Raw genomic sequence first — 26,532 nt, 5'->3', positions numbered from 1 at the left:
GATGTTAACAGGGGGATTATACGGTGAAGCGCAGGTGTTAATGAAACATTAATTGCGGTTTAGCGCGCCGCGCCGGGCTTTTTGCCGCTTTGGCTGAGCAACGCGCCGCAAAAAAGTGTGATCCTGCCCGTCATTTTTCATTTTTATGCAGGGCTTCAAAGAAAGTTTTCGCCAGTCAGGGTATGGTACGCGCTTTCTGAAATGTGTGGTTTGCGGGTATGTACGAGTTTGATCTGGTGTTGCTGCTGCTTCAGCAGATGTGCGTATTTTTGGTCATCGCGTGGTTGATGAGCAAAACCCGACTGTTTATCCCCCTGATGCAAGTCACCGTTCGCCTGCCGCACAAGCTGCTGTGCTACGTCACCTTCTCCATTTTCTGCATTATGGGGACCTATTTTGGTCTGCATATCGAAGACTCTATCGCCAATACCCGCGCCATCGGCGCCGTGATGGGCGGCCTGCTCGGCGGCCCGGTGGTCGGCGGGCTGGTGGGGCTGACCGGCGGCCTGCACCGCTACTCGCTGGGGGGGATGACCGCCTTAAGCTGCATGGTCTCCACCATCGTCGAGGGGCTACTGGGCGGTCTGGTGCACAGCGTGCTGGTCAAACGCAGCCGGCCGGACAAAGTCTTTAGCCCGCTCACCGCCGGGGCGATCACCTTCGTGGCCGAGCTGGTGCAGATGATGATCATTCTGCTGATTGCCCGCCCGTTCCAGGACGCCCTGCATCTGGTGCAGAGCATTGCCGCGCCGATGATGGTGACCAATACCGTCGGTGCGGCGCTGTTTATGCGCATTCTGCTGGACAAGCGGGCGATGTTCGAGAAGTACACCTCCGCTTTTTCCGCCACGGCGCTGAAGGTGGCGGCGTCCACCGAGGGGATCCTGCGTCAGGGGTTCAACGAAGAGAACAGCATGAAGGTGGCCCAGGTGCTTATCCAGGAGCTGGATATCGGCGCGGTGGCGATCACCGATCGCGACAAGCTGCTGGCGTTTACCGGCATCGGCGACGACCACCATCTGCCGGGCAAACCTATCTCCTCGTCGTATACGCAACGGGCGATTGAGACCGGGGAGGTGGTGTATGCCGACGGCAACGAGGTGCCCTACCGCTGCTCGATTCATCCGCACTGTAAGCTGGGATCGACGCTGGTGATCCCCTTACGCGGTGAGAACCAGCGGGTGATCGGCACCATCAAACTGTATGAGGCGAAAAACCGTCTGTTCAGTTCGATCAACCGCACCCTCGGAGAGGGGATTGCTCAGCTGCTGTCGGCGCAGATCCTCGCCGGGCAGTACGAGCGGCAGAAGGCGCTGCTGACGCAATCCGAAATCAAGCTCCTGCATGCCCAGGTTAACCCGCACTTCCTGTTTAACGCGCTCAACACCCTGAAGGCGGTGATCCGTCGCGACAGCGAGCAGGCCGGCCAGCTAGTGCAGTATCTGTCGACCTTCTTTCGCAAGAACCTGAAGCGGCCGACGGAAATCGTCACCCTCGCCGATGAGATAGAGCATGTTAACGCCTATCTGCAGATTGAGAAGGCCCGCTTTCAGGCTAACCTGCAGATCCAGATGGCGGTGCCGGAAGGGCTGGCGCATCACCAGCTGCCGGCCTTTACCCTGCAGCCGATCGTGGAGAACGCCATTAAGCATGGCACATCGCAGCATCTTGGCGTCGGCGAAATTACCATTCGCGCCAGCCAGGACGATCGCTGGCTGCAGCTGGATATCGAAGATAACGCCGGGCTGTACCAGGCCAACCCTCAGGCCAGCGGGCTGGGGATGAATCTGGTGGACAGGCGGCTGCGGGCGCGTTTTGGCGCCGACTGCGGCATCAGCGTCACCTGCGAGCCGGAGCGCTTTACCCGTGTCACCCTACGTCTGCCCCTGGAGGAGAATGCATGCTGAGAGTATTGATCGTCGATGATGAGCCGCTGGCGCGGGAAAACCTGCGTATATTGCTGGAGACACAGCGCGATATCGAGATCGTCGGCGAGTGCGGCAACGCGGTGGAGGCGATTGGCGCGGTACATAAGCTGCGTCCCGACGTGTTGTTTCTCGACATCCAGATGCCGCGCATCAGCGGTCTGGAGATGGTCGGGATGCTCGACCCGGAGCACCGCCCCTATATTGTGTTTCTCACCGCCTTTGATGAATACGCGGTGAAAGCCTTTGAGGAGCACGCTTTTGACTATCTGCTCAAGCCGATTGAAGCTGCGCGGCTGGAGAAAACCCTCGCCCGCCTGCGCCAGGAGCGTAATCTGCAGGATGTGTCGCTGCTGGATGATGCTCAGCAGACGCTGAAATACATACCCTGTACCGGTCACAGCCGTATCTGGCTGCTGCAGATGGAGGATGTAGCCTTCGTCAGCAGCCGGATGAGCGGCATCTACGTGACCGACCGCGAGGGCAAGGAAGGGTTTACCGAGCTGACCCTGCGCACCCTTGAGAGCCGCACGCCGCTGCTGCGCTGCCATCGCCAGTATCTGGTGAATATGGCGCACCTGAAGGAGATTCGCCTGGAGGAGAATGGTCAGGCGGAGCTGCTAATGCGCGCCGGGCAAACGGTGCCGGTGAGCCGACGCTATTTAAAAAGCCTGAAAGAGGCGATTGGCCTGTAAAGCTGCTACACTGCGCCCCATTGCATCATCGACAGTAAAAGGCACTCATGCTCAGTAATGATATTCTTCGTAGCCTGCGCTACACCCTGAAAATCAATAATAACGATATGGTGCGCATTCTTGCGCTATCCGCGATGGAATCCACCTCCGCCAGCTTCGACACTTGGACCACGAAAGAGGATGAAGAGGGCTTTGTCCGCTGCCCGGACATTATCCTGTCGGGTTTCCTCAACGGCCTTATCTATGACAAGCGCGGCAAAGACGATTCGGCGCCGGAGTTAGCGCTGGAGCGTCGGGTGAATAACAACACGGTGCTGAAAAAGCTACGGATCGCCTTCTCGCTGAAAACGGACGATATTGTGGCGATCATGAGCGAGCAGAAATACCGCGTGTCGGTGCCGGAAGTGACCGCCATGATGCGATCGCCTGACCACAAAAACTACCGCGAGTGCGGCGACCAGTTTCTGCGCAATTTCCTGCGCGGGCTGACCCAGCGGGTGCATCACCCGAAACCGTGATTTTTGCCGGGTGGCGGTTTCGCCTTACCCGGTCTACATAACCCGTAAGCCCGTGCAAGCGCAGCGCCGCCGGGCAAAAAAAAGCCGGATGGTTAATCCGGCTTTTTTATTATTTCACCTGCTGACCCGGCTTGGCGCCGTCGTCAGGGCTTAACAGGAAGATATCCTTCCCGCCAGGGCCGGCGGCCATCACCATCCCTTCCGAGATACCGAAGCGCATTTTGCGCGGCGCCAGGTTGGCGACCATCACCGTCAGGCGGCCAATCAGCGGCTGCGGATCCGGATAAGCGGAGCGGATGCCGGAGAAGACGTTACGCTTCTCGCCGCCAAGATCCAGCGTCAGGCGCAGCAGCTTGTCGGAGCCTTCAACAAATTCCGCGTTCTCAATCAGCGCCACGCGCAGATCGACTTTGGCGAAATCGTCAAAGGTGATGGTGTCCTGAATCGGATCGTCCGCCAGCGGGCCGGTCACTGGCGCAGCTGCGGCTTTCACCTCTTCTTTTGACGCTTCAACCAGGGCTTCGACCTGTTTCATCTCGATGCGGTTGTACAGCGCCTTAAACGGATTGACCTTATGCGCCAGCAGCGGCTGCTGAATGGCGTCCCAGCTCAGCTCGCTGTTAAGGAACGCTTCCGCACGCGCGGCCAGCTGCGGCAGGACCGGTTTCAGCCAGGTCATCAGCACGCGGAACATGTTCAGACCCATGGTGCAGATGGCCTGCAGGTCGGCGTCGCGGCCTTCCTGTTTCGCCACCACCCACGGCGCCTGCTCATCGACATAGCGGTTGGCCACGTCGGCGAGCGCCATGATTTCGCGGATGGCCTTACCGAACTCGCGGCTGTCCCACGCTTCGCCGATGCTTTCCGCCGCGTCGGTGAAGGTTTTGTACAGCGCCGGGTCGGCCAGCTCAGCGGCCAGCACGCCGTCAAAACGCTTGCTGATAAAGCCGGCGTTGCGCGATGCGAGGTTAACCACCTTGTTGACGATGTCGGCATTCACGCGCTGGATAAAGTCTTCCAGGTTAAGGTCGATGTCATCGATGCGCGAAGAGAGCTTGGCGGTGTAGTAGTAGCGCAGGCTGTCAGCGTCGAAATGATTTAACCAGGTGCTGGCCTTGATAAAGGTCCCGCGCGACTTGGACATCTTCGCGCCGTTGACCGTCACGTAGCCGTGCACGAACAGGTTAGTCGGCTTACGGAAGTTGCTGCCTTCCAGCATCGCCGGCCAGAACAGGCTGTGGAAGTAGACGATGTCCTTGCCGATAAAGTGATACAGCTCGGCCGTGGAGTCTTTCTTCCAGTATTCGTCGAAGCTGGTGGTGTCGCCGCGCTTGTCGCACAGGTTCTTGAAGGAGCCCATGTAGCCGATCGGCGCGTCCAGCCAGACGTAGAAGTATTTGCCCGGCGCGTTCGGAATTTCGAAGCCGAAGTACGGCGCATCGCGGGAGATGTCCCACTGCTGCAGGCCGGACTCAAACCACTCCTGCATTTTGTTCGCCACCTGCTCCTGCAGCGCGCCGCTGCGGGTCCACGCCTGCAGCATTTCGCTGAATGACGGCAGGTCGAAGAAGAAGTGTTCGGAGTCACGCATCACCGGCGTGGCGCCGGAGACCACCGATTTCGGGTCGATAAGCTCGGTAGGGCTGTAAGTCGCGCCGCACACTTCGCAGTTATCGCCGTACTGGTCTGGAGATTTACACTTCGGACAGGTGCCTTTCACAAAACGGTCCGGCAGGAACATGCCTTTTTCCGGATCGTAGAGCTGAGAGATGGTACGGTTTTTGATAAAACCGTTCTCTTTCAGACGAGTGTAGATCAGCTCCGACAGCTCGCGGTTCTCATCGCTATGCGTCGAGTGATAGTTATCGTAGCTGATGTCGAAGCCGGCAAAATCGGTCTGATGCTCCTGGCTCATCTCACCAATCATCTGCTCCGGAGTGATACCGAGCTGTTGCGCCTTGAGCATAATCGGCGTGCCGTGGGCGTCGTCGGCGCAGATGAAGTTGACTTCATGGCCGCGCATTCGCTGGTAACGGACCCAGACATCAGCCTGGATGTGCTCCAGCATGTGGCCGAGGTGGATGGAGCCGTTGGCGTACGGCAGGGCGCACGTTACCAGAATTTTCTTCGCGACTTGAGTCATAGTGAGCATTACATCTTCTGTTGTAAAAAGGGCTTCCGATATTACCAAAAGGGCTGTGGGTGCGCCATAAATGGCTGCCCATATATGGATAATCCTTACCTGTGATAAACTCTGTGATTACTGAAAGCATCTCAAAACAACAAAGGAGTCGGGATGAATTCGCAATCCCAGGCCAAATCCCCCGAGCGCCTACGTGCGATGGTCGCCGGGACGCTGGCCAATTTCCAGCACCCAACCCTGAAGCATAACCTCACCACCCTCAAGGCGCTGCACCATGTCGCCTGGCTGGATGATACCATTCATATTGAGCTGCAGATGCCGTTCGTCTGGAGCAGCGCCTTCGAAGCGCTGAAAGAGCAGTGTAGCGCCGAGCTGCTGCGCATCACTGGCGCGAAGGCTATCGACTGGAAGCTGACCCACAGCATCGCCACCCTCAAGCGCGTGAAAAACCAGCCCGGGATCAACGGCGTGAAGAACATTATCGCCATCAGCTCCGGGAAAGGCGGCGTCGGTAAATCCTCCACGGCGGTAAACCTGGCGCTGGCACTCGCCGCGGAAGGGGCGAAGGTGGGCATTCTGGATGCCGATATCTACGGCCCGTCGATTCCCACCATGCTTGGCGCGGAGGACAGCCGCCCGACCTCGCCGGACGGCACCCATATGGCGCCGATCATGAAGTACGGGCTGGCCACCAATTCCATCGGCTACCTGGTGACTGACGACAACGCCATGGTCTGGCGCGGCCCGATGGCCAGCAAGGCGCTGATGCAGATGCTGCAGGAGACCCTGTGGCCGGATCTGGATTACCTGGTGCTGGATATGCCGCCGGGCACTGGCGACATTCAACTGACGCTGGCGCAGAACATTCCGGTCACCGGCGCGGTGGTGGTCACCACGCCGCAGGACATCGCGCTGATCGACGCCAAAAAGGGCATCGTGATGTTCGAGAAAGTGGAAGTGCCAGTGCTGGGGATCGTGGAAAACATGAGCATGCATATCTGCAGCAACTGCGGGCACCACGAGCCGATCTTCGGCACCGGCGGCGCGCAAAAACTGGCCGAGAAATACCACACCCAGCTGCTGGGCCAGCTGCCGCTGCATATTACGCTGCGGGAAGATCTGGATAACGGCACGCCGACGGTGGTGGCGCGTCCGGAAAGCGAATTTACCGACATTTACCGCCAGCTGGCGGGCCGGGTGGCGGCCCAGATGTACTGGCAGGGAGAAGTGATCCCGGGTGAGATTGCCTTCCGCGCCGTTTAAGGCCGCGGCGAGCGCATCAGCCAGTATCCGCCCTCGGGCGAGGCGCCCTGTGCTTCGATGGTCCAGCCGTGACGCTGGTAGAAGCGCAGGGCGTTTTTATTTTCCATCAGGCACTTCAGCGTCCCGCTGGCGGTAAAGGTCCGTTCGACCTGCGCCAGCAGCGCGCTGCCGATATGTTTGCCCTGCCAGTCCGGGTCGACGAACAGATGGTGAAGGAAATTATCGGCGGTCCATACGGCGGCAAAGCCCACCGGCAGGCCGTCGCATTCCGCGACCCACAGCTGTTCATCCGCGGTGGCGGCATCGAAATCTTCCAGCCGCCAGGTCGTGGAGGGAAGCCAGGTCCACGATACACTGCGCGCCCGCAGGAAGAGCTGGCGCAGCGCCGGAGAGTCCGCTGGTTCGCCGGGGCGGATGCGGATATTAAGCGGATCAGCGATGATAGAAGATCTCACCATCGTACACCTTGAGGATTTTGCCTTCGGTGTCGGTGATCAGCACGTAGTTACCGCCCATATAGGTCCAGTGGCTGCCGGCGTCCGGCGCGGGAAGATTACGCTGCTGCCAGCCTTTGATGTTGTATTCCGGGGTAAGGTACATCGCCGGAACGGTGTCGCCAATGTGAAACTGGGTGAAGTCGGCGGTGAACTCTTTCAGCGCATACTGATCGATCCCCGCGGCAGAAGCCGTCCAGCTGGCGCCAGCGGTGGCAAGGAGTACGCCCAGAAGCATCATTTTTGTTTTACGCATAATTTCCTCAATATTACCTGGACTCAAAATAGCAGCCTCGTATCATTCCTGATGCGTTGCTGAAATGGCAAGCACTGGATTTTTAAAAAGTGTAAGCAAAACACGGCGCAAGTCCGGCGCCGCTTGCGTTGCAGCGACGGTGATGCGTATTTTGGGAGCAATCTGAAGCAGGGGAGAATCGGCATGTTCAGGTTGGAAGATCTGACCTTATTTGTCCGCGCCGCGGCACTGGGCAGTTTTAGCGACGCCGCGCGCGAGGCGGGGCAGCAGCCGGCGCAGGTGAGCGCGGCGATTAAACGTCTGGAGACGATCCTCAATATTCGCCTGTTCGCCCGCTCGACCCGCAGCCTGCGCCTGACGCCGGAGGGGGAGACCTGGCTGCCGTATGCCACCCAGATGCTCGATACCCTCGAGGCCGGCCTGCAGAAGATCCAGACCCCGGATGATGAAATTCGCGGCATGCTGCAGATTGCCGTGCCGTCAGACCTCGGGCGTAACCTGCTCCTGACCTTGTTCCGCGACTTTCGGCAACGCCATCCGGCGCTGCGCCTGCGGCTGCTCTTTTCCGACCAGCTGACCGACGTGTTTAAAGATCCGGTGGACGTCGCGTTTCGCTATGGCAATAACGATGACGCCTCGTTTATTTCGCTGCCGGTGGCGCCGGAAAATCGTCGGGTGCTGGTGGCCTCCCCAGAGTGGATCGCCCGCCACGGCGAGCCGCAGACCCTTCAGGAGCTCGGCCAGCACAATGCGTTGATCTACATTTTGCGCGGCCGCCCGTTCGACCGCTGGTCACTGAGCCTCGACGGAGAAGTTCAGCAGCAGAAGGTCTCCGGCACGGTGATGAGCGACGACGCGGAGGTGATCCGGCGGCTGGCGGTGGCCGGGGAGGGCATTGCCTATAAATCGATGCTCGACGTCAGCGACGATCTGCGGGCGGGCCGCCTGCGGCGCCTGCTGCCGCGTTACCAGGGGGATATGGTGCCGTTGAACCTGATTTGTCCGCACCGCAAGCAGCTCTCTGCCGCGGTGCGTTTGTTATATGAAGAGGTGAAAGCACATTGTGAAGGGCTTAATGTCTGACTAAGGTCGCGAAGTAGTAGACCAGAGGGACGGCCAGCACCCACAGGCCAATCGGGATTTCCCGCCACTTGCCGGCGATGGCCTTGATCACAATGTAAAACAGCAGCCCGCCGGCGATACCGGTGCCGAAGCTGTTGGCGATGAGGGTGATCATCACCATCATCAGTACCGGCAGGCCGTCGGTGAAGTTGCCGAGATCCACTTTGCGCAGGCCGCTGAACATGTTCAGGCCGATCAGGATCAGCGCCGGGGCGGTGGCCTCCTTCGGGATCATCAGCGCCACCGGCGTGAACAGCAGCATCAGCAGGAACATCACCGCCGCCGACAGCGCGGTGAGGCCGGTTTTGCCGCCGGCTTCCGCTGCCGCCGAGGACTCGATCAGCGCCGTTGCCGCCGGAATCCCCACCCACGGGCCGAGCGCCGCAGCAATCGAATCGACCATAAACGGGCGATTAATCTGCGGCATGTTGCCTTCTTCATCCAGCAGACCTGCCTCGCCGCCCACCGCCAGCGTCGTCCCCATGGTGGAGAAAAACTCAGAAGCGAAAAAGACGAACAGGAACGGCAGGAAGGCGATGTTTAACGCCCCCAGCAGGTCAACCTGTCCCAGCACCGGCGCCAGCGAGTGGGGGACATCGATAAAATGCGTCGGCAGTTTGGTCACGCCGAACGGGATCCCCACCAGGGTAGCGCACAGAATGGCCCACAAAATGGCGCCCGGCACCTTACGCGCCTGCAGGGCTATCGCCAGGAACAGGCCGCACAGCGCCACCAGCGCGCCGGGGGCGAGAAAGTCGCCGAGCATCAGGGCGTTGGTTTTCGCATTGGCGAGCACCAGCCCGGCGTTGCGAAAGCCGAGGACGGCGACAAACAGGCCGATGGAGGCCGTCAGCCCCAGCTTGATCGACTGCGGCACCGAGCGGGTGACCACTTCGCGCAGGCCAAAGCAGGTCAGCAGGAAGAAGAGAACCCCTGACCAGCAGGCGATCCCGAGGCCTGTCTGCCAGCCAATCCCCTCGCTACCGGCCAGCGTAACCCCTACCAGCACCGAGCCGCCAATGCCCGGGCCGACGATAAACGGCAGGTTGGCGTAAAACGCCATCAGCAGCGAACCGACGACGAAGACCAGAATGGTGCCGGTGGTGGCGGCGCCTTTGTCCATCCCGCCGATCGCCAGCAGTCCCGGGATGACCACCAGTAAATAGGCGGCGGCGAGGAAACCGGTGATCCCGGCCAGGCATTCAGTGCGTAGCGTGCCGCCGCGCGAGCGCAGCGCAAAGCGGCGCTCCAGCCAGTTATCGCGGGCGGAAGAGTGAAGTGTGTTATCGGCCATGCTCAGGCTCCCTGAGGATTATTGTTGTGAGGCGTTGGCGCCGGGGTCTCCCGGCAGGCTATCAACGGGTCGACTATCTGGCGGCTGCCGCCGTCGGTGAGACCCAAATCGGTTAAATGCGGCCCGGCGTTACAGGCAAGACAGGTGCCTTCAATAGCCTTGAAGACCCGGTACGGCGGCTCCCAGTCAGCGACTCTGCTGCTCAGATCGCGCAGCTCGCGGAACTGACGCGCCAGCTCGGCGGCCGGCAGATCCGACAGCATGCCGGCAATCGGCATCGCCACATGGGCGAGGATCTCGCCCTGTTGCGCCAGCGCCATCCCGCCGCCGGAGGCGATAAGCTGGTTGGCCGCCAGCGCCATATCCTCAGCATCGCGCCCGAGCACCACCAGATTGTGTGAGTCGTGGGAGTAGCTGGTGGCGATGGCGCCGCGCAGCTCGCCCCAGCCTTCAAGCAGGGCGATTTGCGGCGTCGCCTGATGGCGGCCGTGGCGGTGCTTGACCCAGATCAGGCTGAAGCCGGCGGGCAGCTGGACCTGGCCGTCGCGGATCTGCACCTCGACCTCACCCCACTGGGTGAAGCGCGCGCCGCGGATATGGCGCAGGCGGGCGACGCCGTGGCGAATGCCCTTGATGCGCAGGATAAAGTCATCGGCGGCGAGGGGGGCTATCTGTAAGGTATCGCGCGGCGGCGTCACGCCCGGCGCCGGGGCGATCGGCTTCAGCAGGCGGCCGGCATGGGCCAGCCGTTCCCCGCCAACATAGACTTCGCGGGCCGCCAGTTTTTCCAGGGAGTCAAACACCACCAGGTCGGCGCGTCGCCCGGCGGCAATCAGCCCGAGATCGTGGCGCTGCAGACGAATAGCGGCGTTGAGGGTGGCGAAACGCAGCGCGTCGACCGCCGGTAAACCGTGCTCGATCAGCAGGTTGAGCAGGGCGATGATCCCGCCTTTCTCCAGCAGCATATCCGGCGGCACGTCATCGGTGCAGACGGTGATCTGCGAGGAGAGGTGCGGCAGCGTTTTCAACGCCGCGACGATATCCGGCAGCAGATAGGGGTGCGAGCCGCGGATCTCGATCGTCAGTCCGGCGCGCAGTTTTTCCAGCGCGTCGTCCGCCGAGGTCAGTTCATGATCGGAGGTGACGCCGGCGGCGAGGTAGGCCTGCAGGTCGGCGCCGCTCAGGCCACGGGCATGGCCTTCAATCAGTTTACCGCTGTTAAGACCGGCCTGGACAATCTCCTGCATCCGCTCGCTGCCGTGCAGCACGCCGTGCATATCCATCACTTCCGCCACGCCGCGCACTTCCGGCCAGCCGAGCATGGTCTCCATTTCCGCGCCGGCGAAATCGGCGCCGGACATTTCAAGGCCGGGGGTGGAGGGGACGCTCGACGGCGCGGCGACCATCACCTGCAGCGGCAGGTGGCGGCTGGCGTCTACCGCGTAGCGCACACCCTCGACGCCGAGGACATTGGCCAGCTCATGCGGATCCCAGAACACCGCGGTGGTGCCCTGGGTGAGGACGATTTCGGCGTAGCGCTCGGGTGGCAGATGCGAGCTTTCGAGGTGCACATGGGTGTCCATCAGGCCGGGCGACAGGTAGCTACCGGCCAGGGAATGCACTTCATGGGCGTCGGCGCGGCTGCCGCGGGGGTGGACGCTGGCGATCATCTCGCCGACGATACCGATGTCAGCGGGGCGAATTTCGCCCGTGGCCATATCGACGATCTGCGCATCGACCAGCAGCAGATCAAACGGGGATTCGCCGCGCGCGGCCTGCACGGCGCGACGGCGGACTTGAGCATTGCTGGACATAACCACTCCGGCACAAGGATAATGCGGATACTCTAGGGGCACAGCAAACGTTTGCCCAGATGAATAAATTTATCACCCGATAAGTTCGGGTTATTGTGCAGGACCACCGTAGCGAACCCGATAATGAAAGAACCCTGGCAGCGACTGCCCGCGCTCTCACTTAAACAGCTTCAGTATTTCGTCACCCTGGCCCAGCTGCGCCATTTTACCGATACCGCCAGTCGGCTGGCGATTAGCCAGCCGGCGCTGAGCAGCGCCCTGCGGCAGATTGAAACGGTGCTCGGCGGCAAGCTGGTCAACCGCACCGCTTCGGCGGTCACCCTGACTGAGCTGGGGGCGGCGATTTTACCCCACGCCCAGCGGATCCTCAGCGTGGCGCAGGCGGCCTTTTTCGATATGCAGCAGATCGTCGAGGCGGGCGGCGACGGGACGGTGCGCATCGGCCTGGTGCCGTCGGTCAGTTCGCTGCTGTTTCCTCTGCTGCCGCAGACCCTGGCCCAGGCCTTTCCCCGCCTGCGCATTGAATTTCACGATCAGACCAACGATGCGCTTATCCTGGCGCTGCAGCGTGGCGAGATTGATTTCGGCATCGGGGCGATCGACAGCTCACTGCCCGCGGAATTGCTGGTCTATCCGCTGCGCGACGATCCCTTCGTGGCGGTGCTGCACCGCGACGATCCGCTGGCCGCGCAGGCGCATCTGCCGTGGAAACAGCTGGTGGGGCGGGACATTGCCGTGTTCTCGAAGGGCAATATCCAGCGGCTGGTGGCGGCATTAGTGGAGAGCCATCGCCTGACGCTAACCACCCGCTACCAGGTGGACTATATCGAAACCTTGTATGGCCTGGTACGCTCGCGCTTAGCGGTGGCGATTCTGCCGGAGCTGTACACCACCCATCTGCAGGACCCGGCGCTCAAGGTCGCCCAGCTGCAGCAGCCGGCGTTGACCCGCACGGTGGCCCTGATGCGCGGGCCGCAGGCGCTGCCGCCGCTTATCGAAGACTGTTTTTCCCTGCTACAGGCCGCCTTGCGCTAGGGCAGGTGCTTGATCAGCACGTCTATGGTTAAGTGGTTGATGTACTCCAGCGAGTGTGAGGAGAGGAAGCCCAGCAGCCTGTTATGGTGCCCGGCAATAATTAAATCGATCTGCCGCTGTCGAATGCAGGCTTCGACATCTTCAAACCGGCGAGTGGTCACCAGCGAGAGAGTATCCACCGGCAGGGAGACGGTGCAGGCCAGCTCGTTGAGCAGGGCTTTGGCCTGGATTACCTCCTGCGAGACCTGATCGTCGCGCAGGCTGTCGGAAACATAGTTCAGCGCCCGGTAGTCGGTGCTGATGTGGGCGATGGTGATGCGCATGCCGTTCTCTTCTGCCATTCTGGCGGCATGCTCGAGCAGCGGGACGCCGTCCTGACTGCTGTTAATCAGTACCAGCGCATGGTGATAAACGGCCATGGCGTATATCCTCAGTAGGCTAATTAGCTCATGATGTCATCATTTTCCGCCCGCCAGCAGCGGAATGCAATCTTGCCCGGTCGCTTGATGAGCATGATGGCCGCGATGTTATCGTATGCAGGGTTAAAGGCTTGTTGTATGAACCGGTGAGTTGCGGTAAATTCCACAACGCTTAACAATTTCACTATTTTGACTCGGGGTGCCCTTCTTCGTTGAAGGCTGAGAAATACCCGTACCACCTGATCTGGATAATGCCAGCGTAGGGAAGTCAGAGACCGCAGGGTCATTGCTTCTACCTCGTCTGGCGGGAGCAAACCATGCCTGAGCTGCTGAATCCCGCGCCTGTCGCGCACCTGCGCCATCTGCTGCGCGCCCATTCCCCCCTTGTGCACTGCATGACCAATGACGTGGTGCAGACCTTTACCGCCAATGTTCTGCTGGCCGTCGGCGCCTCGCCGGCGATGGTGATCGATCCCCGCGAAGCGGCGCAGTTCGCCGCCATCGCCGATGCGCTGTTAATCAACGTCGGCACCCTGACCGCAGACCGCGCCGTGGCCATGCGCGCCGCAGTGGAGCAGGCCCGCCAGGCCGGCAAGCCCTGGACGCTGGATCCGGTAGCGGTCGGCGCCCTGACCGTGCGCACGGCCTTTTGTCACGAGCTGCTGGCCCTGCAGCCGGCGGCCATTCGCGGCAATGCCTCTGAAATTCTGGCGCTGGCCGGGATGAGCGGTGGCGGGCGCGGGGTGGATACCACCGATACGGCCGCCGCAGCGCTGCCGGCGGCCCAGGCGCTGGCTCGTCAGCTGAGTACCGTAGTGGCGGTCACCGGCGAGGTGGACTACGTCACCGACGGCGAGCGGGTGCTCAGCGTGGCGGGCGGCAGTGCGCTGATGACCCGGGTGGTGGGCACCGGCTGCGCGCTGTCGGCGGTGGTGGCGGCGAGCGCGGCGCTGCCGGGCGACCGGCTGGAAAACGTGGCCGCCGCCTGCGGGCTAATGAAGCAGGCCGGGGAAATCGCCGCCCGTCAGGGAGGCCCAGGCAGCTTTATTCCGGCATTTCTCGACGCGCTGTATCAGGAGGTGCAGGGATGAAACGCATCAACGCCCTGACCATCGCCGGCACTGATCCCAGCGGCGGGGCCGGTATCCAGGCCGATCTGAAAACCTTCTCCGCGCTGGGAGCCTATGGCTGCTCGGCGATCACCGCCCTGGTGGCGCAGAATACCCGCGGCGTGCAGTCGGTCTATCGTATTGAACCGGACTTTGTGGCGGCGCAGCTCGATTCGGTATTCAGCGATGTGCGCATCGATACCACCAAAATCGGCATGCTGGCGGAGACCGATATTGTGGAAGCCGTGGCCGAGCGGCTGGCGCGCTACCGGGTGGCCAATGTGGTGCTGGATACCGTCATGCTGGCGAAAAGCGGCGATCCGCTGCTGTCGGCCTCGGCGGTAGAGACCCTGCGTCAACGATTGTTGCCGCAGGTGTCGCTGATCACTCCAAACCTGCCGGAAGCGGCCGCCCTGCTTGACGCCCCCCATGCGCGCAACGAGCGCGAAATGCTGGAGCAGGGGCGGGCGCTGCTGGCGCTGGGCTGCGGCGCAGTATTAATGAAAGGCGGCCATCTCGACGATGCCGAAAGCCCGGACTGGCTCTTCACCCGCGAAGGGGAACAGCGATTTACCGCGCCGCGAGTGCAGACCAAAAACACCCACGGCACCGGCTGCACACTCTCCGCCGCGCTGGCGGCGCTGCGCCCGCGTCACGCCGACTGGGCGGCCACCGTTACCGAGGCCAAGGCCTGGCTGTCGGCGGCCCTGGCCCAGGCCGACTCCCTGGAGGTGGGCCACGGCATCGGACCGGTACACCATTTCCACGCCTGGTGGTAAATGGCAGCGTAACGGGACAGCAGAATCTCCTGAAAAAATGCCCTCCCGGCTGGAAAATAGGCTAAGTCGGTACCAGGCTTAACCTGCCCAAAATAATTGGGTTGGGATAATGCATGCCGGCTCCGGCCGGCCTTACGGGAGATTGCTATGACTGATATTACGCAGTTGCTGGGCAAAGATGCCGAGAGCCTTTTGCAGCACCGTTGTATAACCATTCCGGCCGACCAGCTGTATCTGCCTGGCGCAGATTATGTTGATCGGGTGATGGTGGATAACAACCGGCCACCGGCGGTGCTACGCAATATGCAAACCCTGTACAACACCGGACGTCTGGGGGGGACCGGTTACCTTTCCATTCTGCCGGTCGACCAGGGCGTGGAGCACTCGGCGGGGGCCTCCTTCGCCGCCAACCCGCTGTACTTCGATCCGAAAAATATCGTCGAGCTGGCGATCGAAGCCGGCTGTAACTGCGTGGCGTCGACCTACGGCGTGCTGGCCTCGGTGTCGCGCCGTTACGCGCATCGCATTCCTTTCCTGGTGAAGCTCAACCATAACGAAACGCTGAGCTACCCCACCGAGTACGACCAGACCCTCTACGCCAGCGTTGAGCAGGCGTTCAATATGGGGGCGGTGGCCGTGGGCGCGACGATCTATTTCGGCTCGGAACAATCGCGTCGTCAGATAGAAGAGATCTCCGCTGCCTTTGAGCGGGCGCATGAGCTGGGCCTGGTCACCGTGCTGTGGGCCTATCTGCGCAATTCGGCTTTCAAGAAAGACGGTGTCGACTATCATGTTTCCGCTGACCTGACCGGTCAGGCCAACCACCTGGCGGCCACCATCGGCGCCGATATCGTTAAGCAGAAAATGGCGGAGAATAACGGCGGCTACAAAGCGGTTAACTTCGGCTATACCGACGACCGGGTGTACAGCAAACTGACCAGCGATAACCCTATCGATCTGGTGCGCTACCAGCTGGCCAACTGCTATATGGGCCGCGCCGGGCTGATTAACTCCGGCGGCGCAGCGGGCGGGGAGACCGACCTTGCCGACGCGGTGCGCACGGCGGTGATCAATAAACGCGCCGGCGGCATGGGGCTGATCCTCGGCCGTAAAGCGTTTAAGAAATCGATGGCCGACGGCGTGAAGCTGATCAATGCCGTGCAGGATGTCTACCTCGACGGCAAAGTCACCATCGCCTAAGGCGAAAATCCGGGCGTTACCGCCCGGATTGCTCGTTGTTCCTACCCGATGTCGGGTTTATTAAGACTCCGCCGCGTTGGCGGTAAACGGTTTTGCGCCCTGAGCACTGGTAAAGCCAGGCTGTTCAACGCGGATTAACGGGCACAGGAAGAAGGCCAGGATATATAAGGCGGTATAGGCAATCACCACCCCGATGGTGCTGAAATAGGGCAGCAGCACCACGGCGATCGCCGGCGCCAGAAAGTTCGACAGCCCGGCTGACAGGTTATAGACCGAAATCGCCGCGCCTTTATGGTTCGGCTCCAGCGCCGGGAACACCGCCGCCATCGGCACGAATGCGGCGACGAAAATACCCAGGGCAATAGCCGGCACCAGCGCCATCGCAAAGCTGTGGCCAAAGTGCTGAGGGATGTAGTAAAACGCCAGGCTGGAGAACGCCATCCCGATGCAGCCGAACCAGCGAATCACCTTCATCCAGCCCATTTTCTCCGCCACGATCCCCCAGAAAACGTTCGAAAAGATAGTGGTGAAGAAGAAGGCCGCCCACACCTGGAGCCACTCCGAGGTGGTAAAGCCCAGCTCATCAACGAACATCATCGGCATAATCACCGCAAAACCAAACAGCGACAGGGTGTTAATAATGCGCACAATGCTCGAGAACAGGATGCTGCGGTTGGTATAGAGCAGCGTCGCGGCGCGCCCCAGTTCGGCGAGTTTTTCGCGAGTGGTCAGGTTCTGCATATGGTGCGGCGTTTCGGTATGACGCATCGACACCAGCGCAATGATGCCGCCGGTGGCGCAAAAGACCAGCGCCAGCCACAGGGTGCCCATTTCGCCAATGTGAGGAATGGTGAAACTCGGAATATAGCTGCCGAACACGCCGATGCCCACGGAGTAGACCGCCCAGAACCAGCCCAGCGCAGAGCTGGAACTGTCGCTGCGAACGTTGTGGATAATGGCGACGATAAATGAGTAGAGGAACAGCGGGTAGGCCAGGCCGCGGATGCCATAAAACAGCAGGATCAGCGCATAGTTGGCGCGACCGAGGCCGAAGACGAGGAACAGTACATGGAATACGCACCACAGCACGAAGCCGATCATCATGGCCTTGCGTGGGGTGATGATCTCCGCCACCACGCCGGAGACCCACGCCGACAGGGCGGCGGCCAGACCGTATAGCGTAAAGGCAAAGGAAGCCTGCGCCGGGGTGAATCCGAGTGCTTTGATGTAGTGCGACAGAAAAGCCAGCTCAAAGCCGTCGCCGGTCATAAACACGGCGATGGCGACATATCCCCAGATGAGGTTGAGCGGTAGACCGTACCACTGTTTGTTATTAACGGACATGTTGACCTCGATTTCAGAGTGCAGATGAGTGTCTCCGCTGCACAGCAGCGGAGCATTATTGTTATTAAAAAAGAGGGTTGTTATTCGCGAATCAGCCTGCCGGCCTGTTGTAGCGCCTTATAGGCCTCATACCTGCGCTGATGTAGCGAGCTAAACGCAGTCTCGCTGTGATAGGTGGCATCCACCTGAGTAAATTGCTTCATGGCCTCCGGCAGCGAAGCCGTGATTCCGCCCGCGACGGCGCCGAGGATGGCGGAGCCTAACAGCACCGGCTCGCTGCAGGCGGTGCTCACGACGCTAACGCCGCAGGCGTCGGCCAGCAGCTGCCGCACCAGCGGATGCTGTCCGGCCCCGCCGCTGATGACGATATTTTCACTCTCAATTCCGCAGGCGCGCTGGGCGTCGAGGATCTGTCGCAGGCCATAGCCAATCCCGCATAACCCGGCAACGTACAGCGCGGTCAGGTTATCCAGGTCCCGCTCCATCCCCAGCCCGGCAATCAGCGCTTTCGCGTGGGGGTCGGCAAGCGGCGCGCGGTTACCGAGAAACTCGGGCACCACGTGTAGACCGGCGGCCAGCGTGACAGCCTCAGAAGGCGAGGCAGCCTGCGCCAGTACGCGATCTGCCAGCCAGACCGGCAGAGGGACGCCCGCGGCTTTAGCCTGCTCGCAAGCCGCCGCCGCCGCCGGATGGAAGCTCAGCAGCTGGTCGATTGCTGCGCCGGCGGCGCTTTGTCCGCCTTCAATCAGCCAGTAGCCCGGGACCATCGCCGAATAGTAGGGGCCCCAGACGCCGGGGACGAACACCGCTTCCTCAGTGGTGGTCATGGTGCAGGAAGAAGTGCCGAAGACGTAGGCCATATTGTTGACCGCGCCGTTAAGCACCCCAACGGTGCCGATGCCGCCCGCGTGGGCGTCAATCATCCCCACCGCCACCGGCGTGCCGATCGGCAGGCCCATCTCTTCTGCCGCCGTGGCGCAAAGACCGTCGCCGCAAGGGGTTCCAGGGGCGACAATCCGCTGGCCGATGCGGACAAAATCTTCATCCGCCAGCTCGTCGAGGCCAATCTGGCGGAAGTAGCCGGCATCCCAGCGTTGTTCATGCGCCAGGTAGGTCCATTTACAGGTCACCGTGCAGACCGAGCGGGCGTCATCGCCGGTTGAGCGCCAGGTAAGGTAATCGGCGAGGTCGAAGAAGTGGCGCGCCAGCTGATAGATGTGCGGGCGATTCTCCTTCAGCCACAGAATTTTCGGCGTTTCCATCTCCGGCGAGATTTTGCCGCCAACGTACTGCAGTACCGGGTGGCCCGTCGCGTTGATCTTTTCCGCCTGCGCGGTGGCGCGATGATCCATCCAGACAATAATATTGCGGTCCGGATCGTCCGAAGGCCCGACCGCCAGCGGCGCGTCGTTATCGCCAATCACCACCAGCGAGCAGGTGGCATCGAAGCCGAGCCCGGCGATCGACGACGGCGGGACGCCGGCGCTGGCCACCGCGGTTTTAATGCAGTAGCACACCGCCTGCCAGATTTCACGGCTCGACTGCTCGACCTTGTTTCCGGCGCTGCGAAACAGGGTAATTTCCCGGGTCGCGTGGGCGAGAAGCTCGCCCCGCAGATTGAAGACCCCGGCGCGCACGCTGCCCGAACCGACATCCACACCAATAATGTTTTGCGTATCGTTTTGCATCACATCCTCTCACAGGCTGGTTACGGGTCAGAGATCCACGCTGTTCGGCAGGATCACAATGTCGCGTACGGTGACGTTTTTCGAACGCGTCACCATAAACAGCACCGACTCCGCCACTTCAATCGGCTGCATCAGACTGCCGTTGGCCAGCGCTTCATCCATTTTGGCTTTTGGCCAGTCGTCCAGCAGCGCGGTCACCACCGGGCCCGGCAGTACGGCGCCGACGCGCACGCCATACTGCGCCACCTGACGACGAGTGGTGTGGACAAACGCCTGCACGGCGAATTTCGACGCGGTATAGACAGGCTCCCAGATCACCGGCACCACGCCCGCGATGGAGCTGGTGAAAATAATATCCCCGGATTGTTGCGCGATCAGATGCGGCAGGACGCTGCGCACGCAGCGGAAGGCGGCGTTGATGTTGAGGTGCAGCACGCGGTCCCAGACGTCCGGGTCGCCCTCGGCCACCGGCCCGCCGATATAGGCGCCGGCGTTGGCGTGGAAGATATCGAGACGCCCGGTAAGCTGCAAAATGCCCTGCAGAAGATTATCGACCTGGTCCGCCTGCATCAGATCCACCTGCAGAGCGAAGGCGTTTTCGCCAAGTTCGGCGACCAGTTTGTTGAGCTTTTCGCCTTCGCGGTCGATTAGCACTACTTTTGCGCCAGCCCCCAGCAGGGTCTTCGCGCACTCGAGGCCGATACCGGACGCCGCGCCAGTGATCGCGGCGACTTTACCGCTGAGGGAAGTATTCATAGAGGAGACGGAGTGGTTCATTTTATAATCCTTTGCCGTGTCTGGTTAAAACTATCGAACCCGAGGGCATCGCGTTCGAGGTTATGGACAAAAACCTGGTAACATATTGAATATCAGCATCATTATTCAGACTTGCTGGCATGTTAAGGCAGTATGCGCGCGTACTTTCTGGCGTGAAATGGATGCTCAATCGATGAAGCTATGTTGCGCTCGCTTCATCGATTGAGCAAGTGGGGAAATTAACAGCGACATGATTTTGTGACGCAAGTTGGAAAAATGAAGAAGATAACGATTTACGACCTGGCGGAGCTTTCCGGCGTTTCGGCGAGCGCGGTGAGCGCTATCCTCAACGGTAACTGGAAAAAGCGCCGCATCAGCGCAAAGCTTGCCGAGAAGGTGACCCGGATTGCTGAGGAGCAGGGCTATGCGATTAACCGCCAGGCCAGCATGCTGCGCAGTAAAAAATCACACGTCATTGGCATGATTATCCCCAAATACGATAACCGCTACTTTGGTTCCGTCGCTGAACGCTTTGAGGAGATGGCCCGCGAGCGTGGCCTGCTGCCGATTATCACCTGTACGCGCCGAAGCCCGGAGCTGGAGCTCGAAGCGGTAAAAGCGATGCTCTCCTGGCAGGTTGACTGGGTGATCGCGACCGGGGCGACCAATCCGGATAAAATTTCCGCGCTCTGCCAGCAGGCGGGCGTGCCTACGGTCAATCTCGACCTGCCGGGGTCTCTCTCTCCGTCGGTGATTTCGGATAACTACGGCGGTGCGAAAGCGCTGACCCACAAGATCCTCGCTAACAGCGCCCGCCGTCGGGGATCGCTGGCGCCGCTGACCTTCATCGGCGGGCGCAGCAGCGACCATAACACCAGCGAGCGTTTACGCGGTTTCCACGATGCGCATCACGAGCAGGGGCTGAGCGTGCCGCAGGCGAATATTCTGGCTCCCGGCTATTCGAAAGGTCACGTCGAGGACTGCCTGCAGGAGCGGTTTGGCAGCGCGAAGACGCTATTGCAGGGGATATTTGTTAACTCGACGATATCCCTTGAAGGGGTTGTGCGCTGGCTGTCGCAGGTGGGGCTGACCGGCAGCGAGCAGCCGCCGATGGGCTGCTTCGACTGGGATCCGTTTGTCTATCTGCTGGGGCACGATATCGACATGGTGCAGCAGGACGTGCCGGCGATGCTGGACGCTGTTTTTTCGATTATTGACGCCGGCGAAGCCAGCCAGCAGCGGATTGAAATTCCGCCGCGACTGATGAGCAGCAGTTGAGTCGCTGTCTGCTGTTTGCCGTTAGCGCGTCAGCAGCCAGCGAGCGGTATGTTCATCGGTCACCAGGCCGTTGATCCAGCCGCCTTTAAGGGCGGCCAGGATCGCCGGTCGTTTGTATTCTCCACAGGCCGCGGCAATCCGCGGGCAGTGGTTCTGGCGGATATCATAGCTGGTGATCATGCGGTTGATCTCGCTGTCGACCACCTCGCCTTCTGCATCAATAAACCGCCCGAGGATCTCCCCGATGCCGCCGCGGGCGGTCAGCTTATCCATCTGCGCCTGATTGATAAATCCGTCTTTAAAGATCGGGCTTTGCGTGCCCAGCGGACCAATACCGACAAAAATCACGTCCGCCTCCCGGGCGACGCCAGAGACGCTGCGGAATAAGCGATTGGTGCACCACATCTCATACTCATCCGCGGTCTGGGCGTAGCGCGGCGCCGGCCACTGATAGTACTTGGCTTTTATTTTGCTCGTCAGCAGCAGGGGCACGTCATCGTAATAGTTGCACTGCCCGTCGGCGTCCATGGCGCTGATCAGCGCCACGCAGCGGGTATTCAGGCTGTCGAAATCGATGCGCTGCAGCGCTTTTTTCAGGGTCAGGCCCGAGCCCAGACCGATGATTTTCTCTTTATCATCCTGCAGGTAGCGAGCCATCAGCTGATAGCAGCCAAACGATACGCTATCGAGGGTGCTTTCTTCGCTAAAGGCGGGGACCACATTGCACTCAAGAAGCCGATACTTTTCCTGCAACAACTGCGCATAATCGAGGCAGTTCGCCACTGGATGGTGCAGATTAATCGACACAATCCCTTCTTCTTTCGCGGCGGCGATCAGCCGTTGCACCACCGGTCTGGAGGTGCCCAGCTGGCTGGCAATCTCGCTCTGATTCTGGCCGGCGATGTAGTACATCCATGCGGCACGCACCTTCTGATCCAACCGGATATCGTCTTCTTTACTCATGGTTTCCCGCCCTAAGTTGCTGGCCTGGGCACGCAATTGGCCCGGCGAATACCCGCATTCTCGCCGTGGTTGGCATAACTGGCAAGCTTTTGCTCTCGACTGGTCATTTGTAATTTAATTGGGTAATTGTTCTTTTGTGATCTGTGGCTCTTATTTTGGTCAAATGATCAATTACAGTGGCGCCATCAACTCAAGGAGAGCAGAACATGAACAATCAATTCACATGGCTTCACATTGGTCTGGGTTCTTTTCATCGCGCGCATCAGGCGTGGTATCTGCATCGTCTGATGGCTTCCGGGGATAAGCGCTGGCGCATCGCGGCGGGCAATATCCGCAACGACGCCGAGCAGGTGGTGCAGGCGCTGGCGGCGCAGGGAGGACGTTACGTGCTGGAGACCGTCAGCCCGGAAGGGGAGCGCGAATATGAAGAAATCACCTCTATTCAGAAACTGCTGCCGTGGCAGGCAGGGCTGCAGCCGCTGATTAACGAAGGGGCCAATCCGCAAACAAAAGTTATCGCCTTTACCGTGACGGAAGGGGGGTACTACCTGAACACCCGCCATCAGCTGGAAACCAGCAACCCCGATCTGCAGGCCGACCTGAAAGGCGAATGCAAAACCATTTACGGCACCCTCGCACGAATTCTGGAAAAGCGCATGGCGGACAACGCCGGGCCGCTGACCCTGCTCAACTGCGACAACGTGCGGCATAACGGTGAGCGCTTCCACGACGGGATGGTGGAGTTCCTGCAGCTTACCGGCAAACAGGCGGTGATTAACTGGATGGCCGCGAATACCACCTGTCCGAATACCATGGTGGACCGCATCACCCCGCGTCCGGCGGCCGATCTGCCGGCCCGTATCAAAGCGCAAACCGGCATTGACGATAAGGCGCCGGTAATGGGCGAGACCTTTATCCAGTGGGTGGTGGAGAACAACTTCCGCGATGCCCGCCCAAATCTGGAAGCGGTCGGCGTGGAGATGGTCGAGTCGGTTATCCCCTATGAAGAGGCGAAAATCCGCATCCTGAACGCGTCCCACAGCTGCATTGCCTGGGCGGGGACCTTAATCGGCCAGCAGTATATTCACGAAAGTACGCTCACCGATGCTATCTACGCCATTGCCGACCGCTACGTCACGGAGGATGTCATTCCTTGCCTCGGTGATAACGGCATTGATCTGCCGACCTACCGCGATGTGGTGCTCAAGCGCTTTACCAACCCGCATATCCAGGACACCAACCAGCGCGTTGCCGCCGATGGTTTCTCAAAGATTCCGGCGATGATCGCGCCAACCTTGCAGGAGTGCTATCAGCGCGGCGTCCGTCCGGAAGCGACCGCCATGCTGCCAGCGCTGTTCTTCGTCTTTATGGAGCAGTGGCATAAGGGAACCCTGCCGTATCAGTACCAGGACGGCATCCTGGATGAGCAGGCGGTGCATGAGATGTATGAGGCTCAGGATCCGGTGGCTGTCTTCGCCCGTGATAAAGCCCTGTTTGGCGACCTGGCCGACAACGCGGATTTCCTGGCGCTAATGCGCGAGAAAGTCGCCGCTGTTTACACGCTGATTAAATAAGAGGTGGCTATGTATCTGGGTATCGATCTTGGCACATCGGAAGTCAAAGCGCTGATCATTGATGAGAACAATCAGGTTATCGCCAGCCATAGCGCGCCGCTGAGCATTCAGCGGCCTCATCCGCACTGGTCAGAACAATCGCCGGAGTTATGGTGGGAGGCGACGGAGTACCTGATGGCCACCCTACGGGAAAAATGCGCTCAGCACTGGTCGGCCGTCAAGGCGATTGGCCTCTCCGGACAGATGCACGGCGCGGTGCTGCTGGATGAAAAGGGGGAGACGATCCGTCCGGCCATTCTGTGGAACGACACCCGCTGCGCCGCAGAGTGCGCAGAGCTGGAGGAGATGGCGCCGGAGCTGCATCAGGTGGCGGGCAACCTGGCGATGCCGGGCTTTACCGCGCCGAAGCTGCTGTGGGTGCGTCGTCACGAGCCGCAAAACTTTCAGCGCACCGCCACGGTGCTGCTGCCGAAAGATTATCTGCGCTACCGGATGACCGGGAAGAAAGTCTCCGATATGTCGGACGCCGCCGGAACGCTGTGGCTGGACGTGGCGAAGCGCGACTGGTCCGACTCGCTGCTGGATAAATGCGGCCTGTCGCGCAGCCAGATGCCGATGCTGGTGGAAGGCTGTGAGGTTTCCGCCACCCTTGACCCGCAGGTGGCTGCACGCTGGGGGCTGAACGCCTCGGTGGTGGTGGCCGGGGGCGGCGGCGATAACGCAGTCAGCGCCATTGGCGTCGGCGCGGTCTCGCCGGGGGACGCGTTTATTTCGCTCGGTACCTCCGGGGTGCTGTTTGTGGTGACCGACGCCTATCGTCCGGCGCCGCAGTCGGCGGTCCATGCATTTTGTCACGTTCTGCCGAACCTGTGGCATCAGATGAGCGTGATGCTTAGCGCCGCCAGCTGTTTGCAGTGGTTCTGCCGCCTCACCGGTACCACGGAAGTGGCGCTGCTGGCGGAGATTGCCGAGCTAAGCGAGGAGGATAAAGCCAACGCGCCGTTCTTCCTGCCTTATCTCTCCGGGGAAAGAACCCCGCATAACGATCCTGACGCCCGCGGCATCTTCTGGGGCATGACCCACTCCAGCCTGCGTGCCCAGCTCGGCTACGCGGTGCTGGAAGGGGTGAGCTTTGGCATCAATGACGGTCTGCAGGCATTGAAAGAGAGCGGGACGCCGATCGCGCAGTGCTCGCTGGTGGGCGGGGGCGCCCGCAGTCCGTTCTGGGCCCAGCTGCTGGCCGATATTCTCGCTATGCCGGTGGTGACCCACAAAGGCGGAGAGACCGGCGGCGCACTGGGCGCGGCGCGGCTGGCCTGCCTGGCGACGGGCAAACCCATTGACGCGGTGTGTGAAAAACCGGAAGTCTGGCAGACCTGGCGTGCGGATCCTGTTCGCCACCACACCCTGATGCAACGCTACGCGCAGTTTAAGGCCCTGTATTTAAACGATCTGCACTATCGGCAGCACTGATTTTACCACCACAGCCGCTTCGTTGCACATCGCGGAGCGGCCACCCTGTACCCTGAAAACGAGGTCATTATGTCTATCAATAATAAACAGTGGCTCGGTTTACCCCTGAACCTGCTCTGGGGATACATCGCCATTGCCGTATTTATGACCGGCGACGGTTTCGAATTAGCTTTTCTCTCGCACTATATCAAAGCGCTCGGCTTCTCTCCGGCGGAGGCCTCCTTTGCCTTTACGCTATACGGTCTGGCCGCCGCGCTGTCGGCGTGGATTTCCGGCGTGGTGGCGGAAATTATCACCCCGCTGAAAACGATGATGATTGGCTTCGTACTGTGGTGCGTGTTCCACGTGCTGTTCCTCGTTTTCGGCCTCGGTCACGCCAACTATGCGCTGATCCTGCTTTTCTACGGCATCCGCGGCTTCGCCTATCCGCTGTTCCTCTACTCGTTTATCGTGGCGATTGTCCATAACGTCAAAAGCGACAACGCCAGCTCGGCCATCGGTTGGTTCTGGGCGGTCTATTCCATCGGCATCGGGGTCTTCGGCAGCTATATTCCGAGTTTCACCATTCCGCATATTGGCGAAATGGGCACCCTGTGGCTGGCGCTGGCCTTCTGCCTTACCGGGGGGGGGATTGCTCTGGCTTCCCTGCGCCATATTCAAACGCCGCAGCATATGCAGAATCTCACCACCCGTGAGAAGTTTGCCGAGCTGGGACGCGCCGCGACGCTGCTCTATACCAACCGCAATATTCTGCTGTCGAGCATGGTCAGGATCATCAATACCCTCTCGCTGTTCGGGTTTGCGGTGATTATGCCGATGATGTTTGTCGATGAGCTGGGCTTTACCACTTCAGAATGGCTTCAGGTGTGGGCGGTCTTCTTCTTCACCACCATTTTCTCTAACGTGCTGTGGGGGATCCTGGGGGAAAAACTGGGCTGGATGAAGGTGGTGCGCTGGTTCGGCTGCATTGGGATGGCGCTCTCCAGCCTGGCGTTTTACTACATCCCTCAGCACTTTGGCCATAGCTTTGCGATGGCGCTGATCCCCGCCATCGCCCTCGGGATCTTTGTCGCCGCCTTCGTGCCGCTGGCCGCCGTGTTCCCGGCGCTGGAGCCGAAGCACAAAGGCGCGGCGATTTCGGTCTATAACCTGTCGGCGGGGATGTCGAACTTTCTCGCGCCGGCGATTGCCGTGGTGCTGCTGCCGTTCTTCAGCACCATCGGGGTGGTGATCGCCTACACCGCATTGTACGTGGTGGCCTTTTTCCTCTGCGCCTTTATCCGCGTGGAGCAGCCGGGATTTTCCCACAAGGAAGCGACTGCCCGTGAGCAGGTTGAATTCTCTTAAGGTGATGCGGCGGGCATGGGCTCCATGCCAGCCTTAATGAGGT

23 protein-coding genes and 1 riboswitch are annotated in these 26,532 nt (G+C 60.5%); of the genes, 13 read left to right on the top strand and 10 right to left on the bottom strand.

The window, feature by feature from the left end; genetic code table 11:
• Window positions 1-218: 218 nt before the first annotated feature.
• The 3 genes from ABLU73_RS05045 to ABLU73_RS05035 are packed head-to-tail and all read left to right on the top strand — an operon-like array spanning window position 219 to window position 3,138.
• Complete coding sequence (locus ABLU73_RS05045) at window positions 219-1,907, top strand: sensor histidine kinase (RefSeq protein WP_048295202.1); 1,689 nt, start codon at window positions 219-221, stop codon at window positions 1,905-1,907.
• Complete coding sequence (gene btsR / locus ABLU73_RS05040; protein ID WP_004144215.1) at window positions 1,901-2,620, top strand: two-component system response regulator BtsR; 720 nt, start codon at window positions 1,901-1,903, stop codon at window positions 2,618-2,620. Before ABLU73_RS05045 ends, btsR begins: the two co-directional genes overlap by 7 nt.
• 47 nt (window positions 2,621-2,667) lie before the next feature.
• Window positions 2,668-3,138: a DUF1456 family protein gene (locus ABLU73_RS05035; protein WP_264924487.1), complete on the top strand. Its 471-nt coding sequence runs from the start codon at window positions 2,668-2,670 to the stop codon at window positions 3,136-3,138.
• A 109-nt stretch (window positions 3,139-3,247) separates the two neighbouring features.
• Here ABLU73_RS05035 and metG read toward each other — a convergent pair whose 3' ends face one another.
• Window positions 3,248-5,281 carry a methionine--tRNA ligase gene (gene metG, locus ABLU73_RS05030; protein WP_064157330.1) on the bottom strand — a complete coding sequence of 678 codons (2,034 nt, stop codon included), beginning with the start codon at window positions 5,279-5,281 and terminating at the stop codon, window positions 3,248-3,250.
• 153 nt (window positions 5,282-5,434) lie between these two features.
• Here metG and apbC point away from each other — a divergent pair, with 153 nt between their 5' ends.
• Window positions 5,435-6,544 carry an iron-sulfur cluster carrier protein ApbC gene (apbC, locus tag ABLU73_RS05025; RefSeq protein WP_004201592.1) on the top strand — a complete coding sequence of 370 codons (1,110 nt, stop codon included), beginning with the start codon at window positions 5,435-5,437 and terminating at the stop codon, window positions 6,542-6,544.
• Here apbC and ABLU73_RS05020 read toward each other — a convergent pair.
• Window positions 6,541-7,002 carry a GNAT family N-acetyltransferase gene (locus ABLU73_RS05020; RefSeq protein WP_053810136.1) on the bottom strand — a complete coding sequence of 154 codons (462 nt, stop codon included), beginning with the start codon at window positions 7,000-7,002 and terminating at the stop codon, window positions 6,541-6,543. The two genes, apbC and ABLU73_RS05020, sit on opposite strands and share 4 nt — an antisense overlap.
• Window positions 6,977-7,294 carry an RcnB family protein gene (locus tag ABLU73_RS05015; RefSeq protein WP_004201590.1) on the bottom strand — a complete coding sequence of 106 codons (318 nt, stop codon included), beginning with the start codon at window positions 7,292-7,294 and terminating at the stop codon, window positions 6,977-6,979. Before ABLU73_RS05015 ends, ABLU73_RS05020 begins: the two co-directional genes overlap by 26 nt.
• A 183-nt stretch (window positions 7,295-7,477) precedes the next feature.
• Between ABLU73_RS05015 and ABLU73_RS05010 the strand changes: the two genes are divergently transcribed.
• Window positions 7,478-8,377, top strand: coding sequence for a LysR family transcriptional regulator (locus ABLU73_RS05010; RefSeq protein WP_004201589.1), 900 nt, complete (start codon window positions 7,478-7,480; stop codon window positions 8,375-8,377).
• Here the strand turns inward: ABLU73_RS05010 and ABLU73_RS05005 are convergent.
• On the bottom strand, window positions 8,367-9,710 hold the full coding sequence (locus tag ABLU73_RS05005; protein ID WP_264924491.1) for an NCS2 family permease: 1,344 nt from the start codon (window positions 9,708-9,710) through the stop codon (window positions 8,367-8,369). The genes ABLU73_RS05010 and ABLU73_RS05005 overlap by 11 nt on opposite strands.
• Before the next feature lie 2 nt (window positions 9,711-9,712).
• The gene (locus ABLU73_RS05000) at window positions 9,713-11,524 is read right to left on the bottom strand and encodes an adenine deaminase C-terminal domain-containing protein (protein ID WP_208692355.1); all 1,812 of its coding nucleotides are present in this window, start codon (window positions 11,522-11,524) and stop codon (window positions 9,713-9,715) included.
• A 120-nt stretch (window positions 11,525-11,644) separates the two neighbouring features.
• Between ABLU73_RS05000 and ABLU73_RS04995 the strand changes: the two genes are divergently transcribed.
• A complete protein-coding gene (locus ABLU73_RS04995; RefSeq protein WP_025999155.1) occupies window positions 11,645-12,559 on the top strand; it encodes a LysR family transcriptional regulator in 915 nt (304 codons plus the stop codon).
• Here ABLU73_RS04995 and ABLU73_RS04990 read toward each other — a convergent pair.
• On the bottom strand, window positions 12,556-12,978 hold the full coding sequence (locus ABLU73_RS04990) for a universal stress protein (RefSeq protein WP_264924494.1): 423 nt from the start codon (window positions 12,976-12,978) through the stop codon (window positions 12,556-12,558). The genes ABLU73_RS04995 and ABLU73_RS04990 overlap by 4 nt on opposite strands.
• A 185-nt stretch (window positions 12,979-13,163) precedes the next feature.
• A riboswitch (TPP riboswitch) is annotated at window positions 13,164-13,261 on the top strand.
• A gap of 34 nt (window positions 13,262-13,295) precedes the next feature.
• On the opposite strand from ABLU73_RS04990, the gene thiM reads away from it, so the two are divergent.
• From thiM to fbaB, 3 genes are all read left to right on the top strand, one after another.
• Complete coding sequence (thiM, locus tag ABLU73_RS04985; RefSeq protein WP_004201581.1) at window positions 13,296-14,069, top strand: hydroxyethylthiazole kinase; 774 nt, start codon at window positions 13,296-13,298, stop codon at window positions 14,067-14,069.
• Window positions 14,066-14,866: a bifunctional hydroxymethylpyrimidine kinase/phosphomethylpyrimidine kinase gene (thiD, locus tag ABLU73_RS04980; RefSeq protein WP_009307429.1), complete on the top strand. Its 801-nt coding sequence runs from the start codon at window positions 14,066-14,068 to the stop codon at window positions 14,864-14,866. The genes thiM and thiD overlap by 4 nt, the downstream gene beginning before the upstream one ends.
• A 147-nt stretch (window positions 14,867-15,013) precedes the next feature.
• Entirely contained in the window at window positions 15,014-16,066 is a 1,053-nt protein-coding gene (fbaB, locus tag ABLU73_RS04975; RefSeq protein ID WP_004201578.1) for a class I fructose-bisphosphate aldolase, read from the top strand.
• Between the two features lie 60 nt (window positions 16,067-16,126).
• Here the strand turns inward: fbaB and ABLU73_RS04970 are convergent, their stop codons facing one another.
• The 3 genes from ABLU73_RS04970 to ABLU73_RS04960 form a co-directional block, all read right to left on the bottom strand.
• Window positions 16,127-17,410, bottom strand: coding sequence for an RbtT/DalT/CsbX family MFS transporter (locus ABLU73_RS04970; protein WP_130944569.1), 1,284 nt, complete (start codon window positions 17,408-17,410; stop codon window positions 16,127-16,129).
• Window positions 17,411-17,490: 80 nt separating this feature from the next.
• On the bottom strand, window positions 17,491-19,098 hold the full coding sequence (locus tag ABLU73_RS04965) for an FGGY-family carbohydrate kinase (protein ID WP_264924498.1): 1,608 nt from the start codon (window positions 19,096-19,098) through the stop codon (window positions 17,491-17,493).
• A gap of 27 nt (window positions 19,099-19,125) precedes the next feature.
• Window positions 19,126-19,875: an SDR family oxidoreductase gene (locus ABLU73_RS04960; RefSeq protein WP_023318720.1), complete on the bottom strand. Its 750-nt coding sequence runs from the start codon at window positions 19,873-19,875 to the stop codon at window positions 19,126-19,128.
• A 255-nt stretch (window positions 19,876-20,130) separates the two neighbouring features.
• Between ABLU73_RS04960 and ABLU73_RS04955 the strand changes: the two genes are divergently transcribed.
• Window positions 20,131-21,132 carry a LacI family DNA-binding transcriptional regulator gene (locus ABLU73_RS04955; protein WP_023318719.1) on the top strand — a complete coding sequence of 334 codons (1,002 nt, stop codon included), beginning with the start codon at window positions 20,131-20,133 and terminating at the stop codon, window positions 21,130-21,132.
• Window positions 21,133-21,153: 21 nt separating this feature from the next.
• Here ABLU73_RS04955 and ABLU73_RS04950 read toward each other — a convergent pair whose 3' ends face one another.
• Window positions 21,154-22,095 (bottom strand): sugar-binding domain-containing protein, encoded by a 942-nt coding sequence (locus tag ABLU73_RS04950; protein WP_264924501.1) that lies wholly within the window; start codon window positions 22,093-22,095, stop codon window positions 21,154-21,156.
• Window positions 22,096-22,301: 206 nt separating this feature from the next.
• On the opposite strand from ABLU73_RS04950, the gene dalD reads away from it, so the two are divergent.
• The 3 genes from dalD to dalT all read left to right on the top strand — a co-directional run bounded on the left by dalD (window position 22,302) and on the right by dalT (window position 26,489).
• Window positions 22,302-23,669: a D-arabinitol 4-dehydrogenase gene (gene dalD / locus ABLU73_RS04945; RefSeq protein WP_264924503.1), complete on the top strand. Its 1,368-nt coding sequence runs from the start codon at window positions 22,302-22,304 to the stop codon at window positions 23,667-23,669.
• A gap of 9 nt (window positions 23,670-23,678) precedes the next feature.
• Window positions 23,679-25,142 (top strand): xylulokinase, encoded by a 1,464-nt coding sequence (xylB, locus tag ABLU73_RS04940; protein WP_064187894.1) that lies wholly within the window; start codon window positions 23,679-23,681, stop codon window positions 25,140-25,142.
• Window positions 25,143-25,211: 69 nt separating this feature from the next.
• Entirely contained in the window at window positions 25,212-26,489 is a 1,278-nt protein-coding gene (gene dalT, locus ABLU73_RS04935; protein WP_004201568.1) for a D-arabinitol transporter, read from the top strand.
• Window positions 26,490-26,532 lie beyond the last annotated feature (43 nt).

The organism is Klebsiella sp. GG_Kp175, assembly GCF_040062325.1.
Classification (GTDB): Bacteria; Pseudomonadota; Gammaproteobacteria; order Enterobacterales; family Enterobacteriaceae; genus Klebsiella; species Klebsiella quasipneumoniae.
Note: the sequence above shows the minus strand (reverse complement) of the source record. Positions and strands in the feature narration are given on the sequence as shown.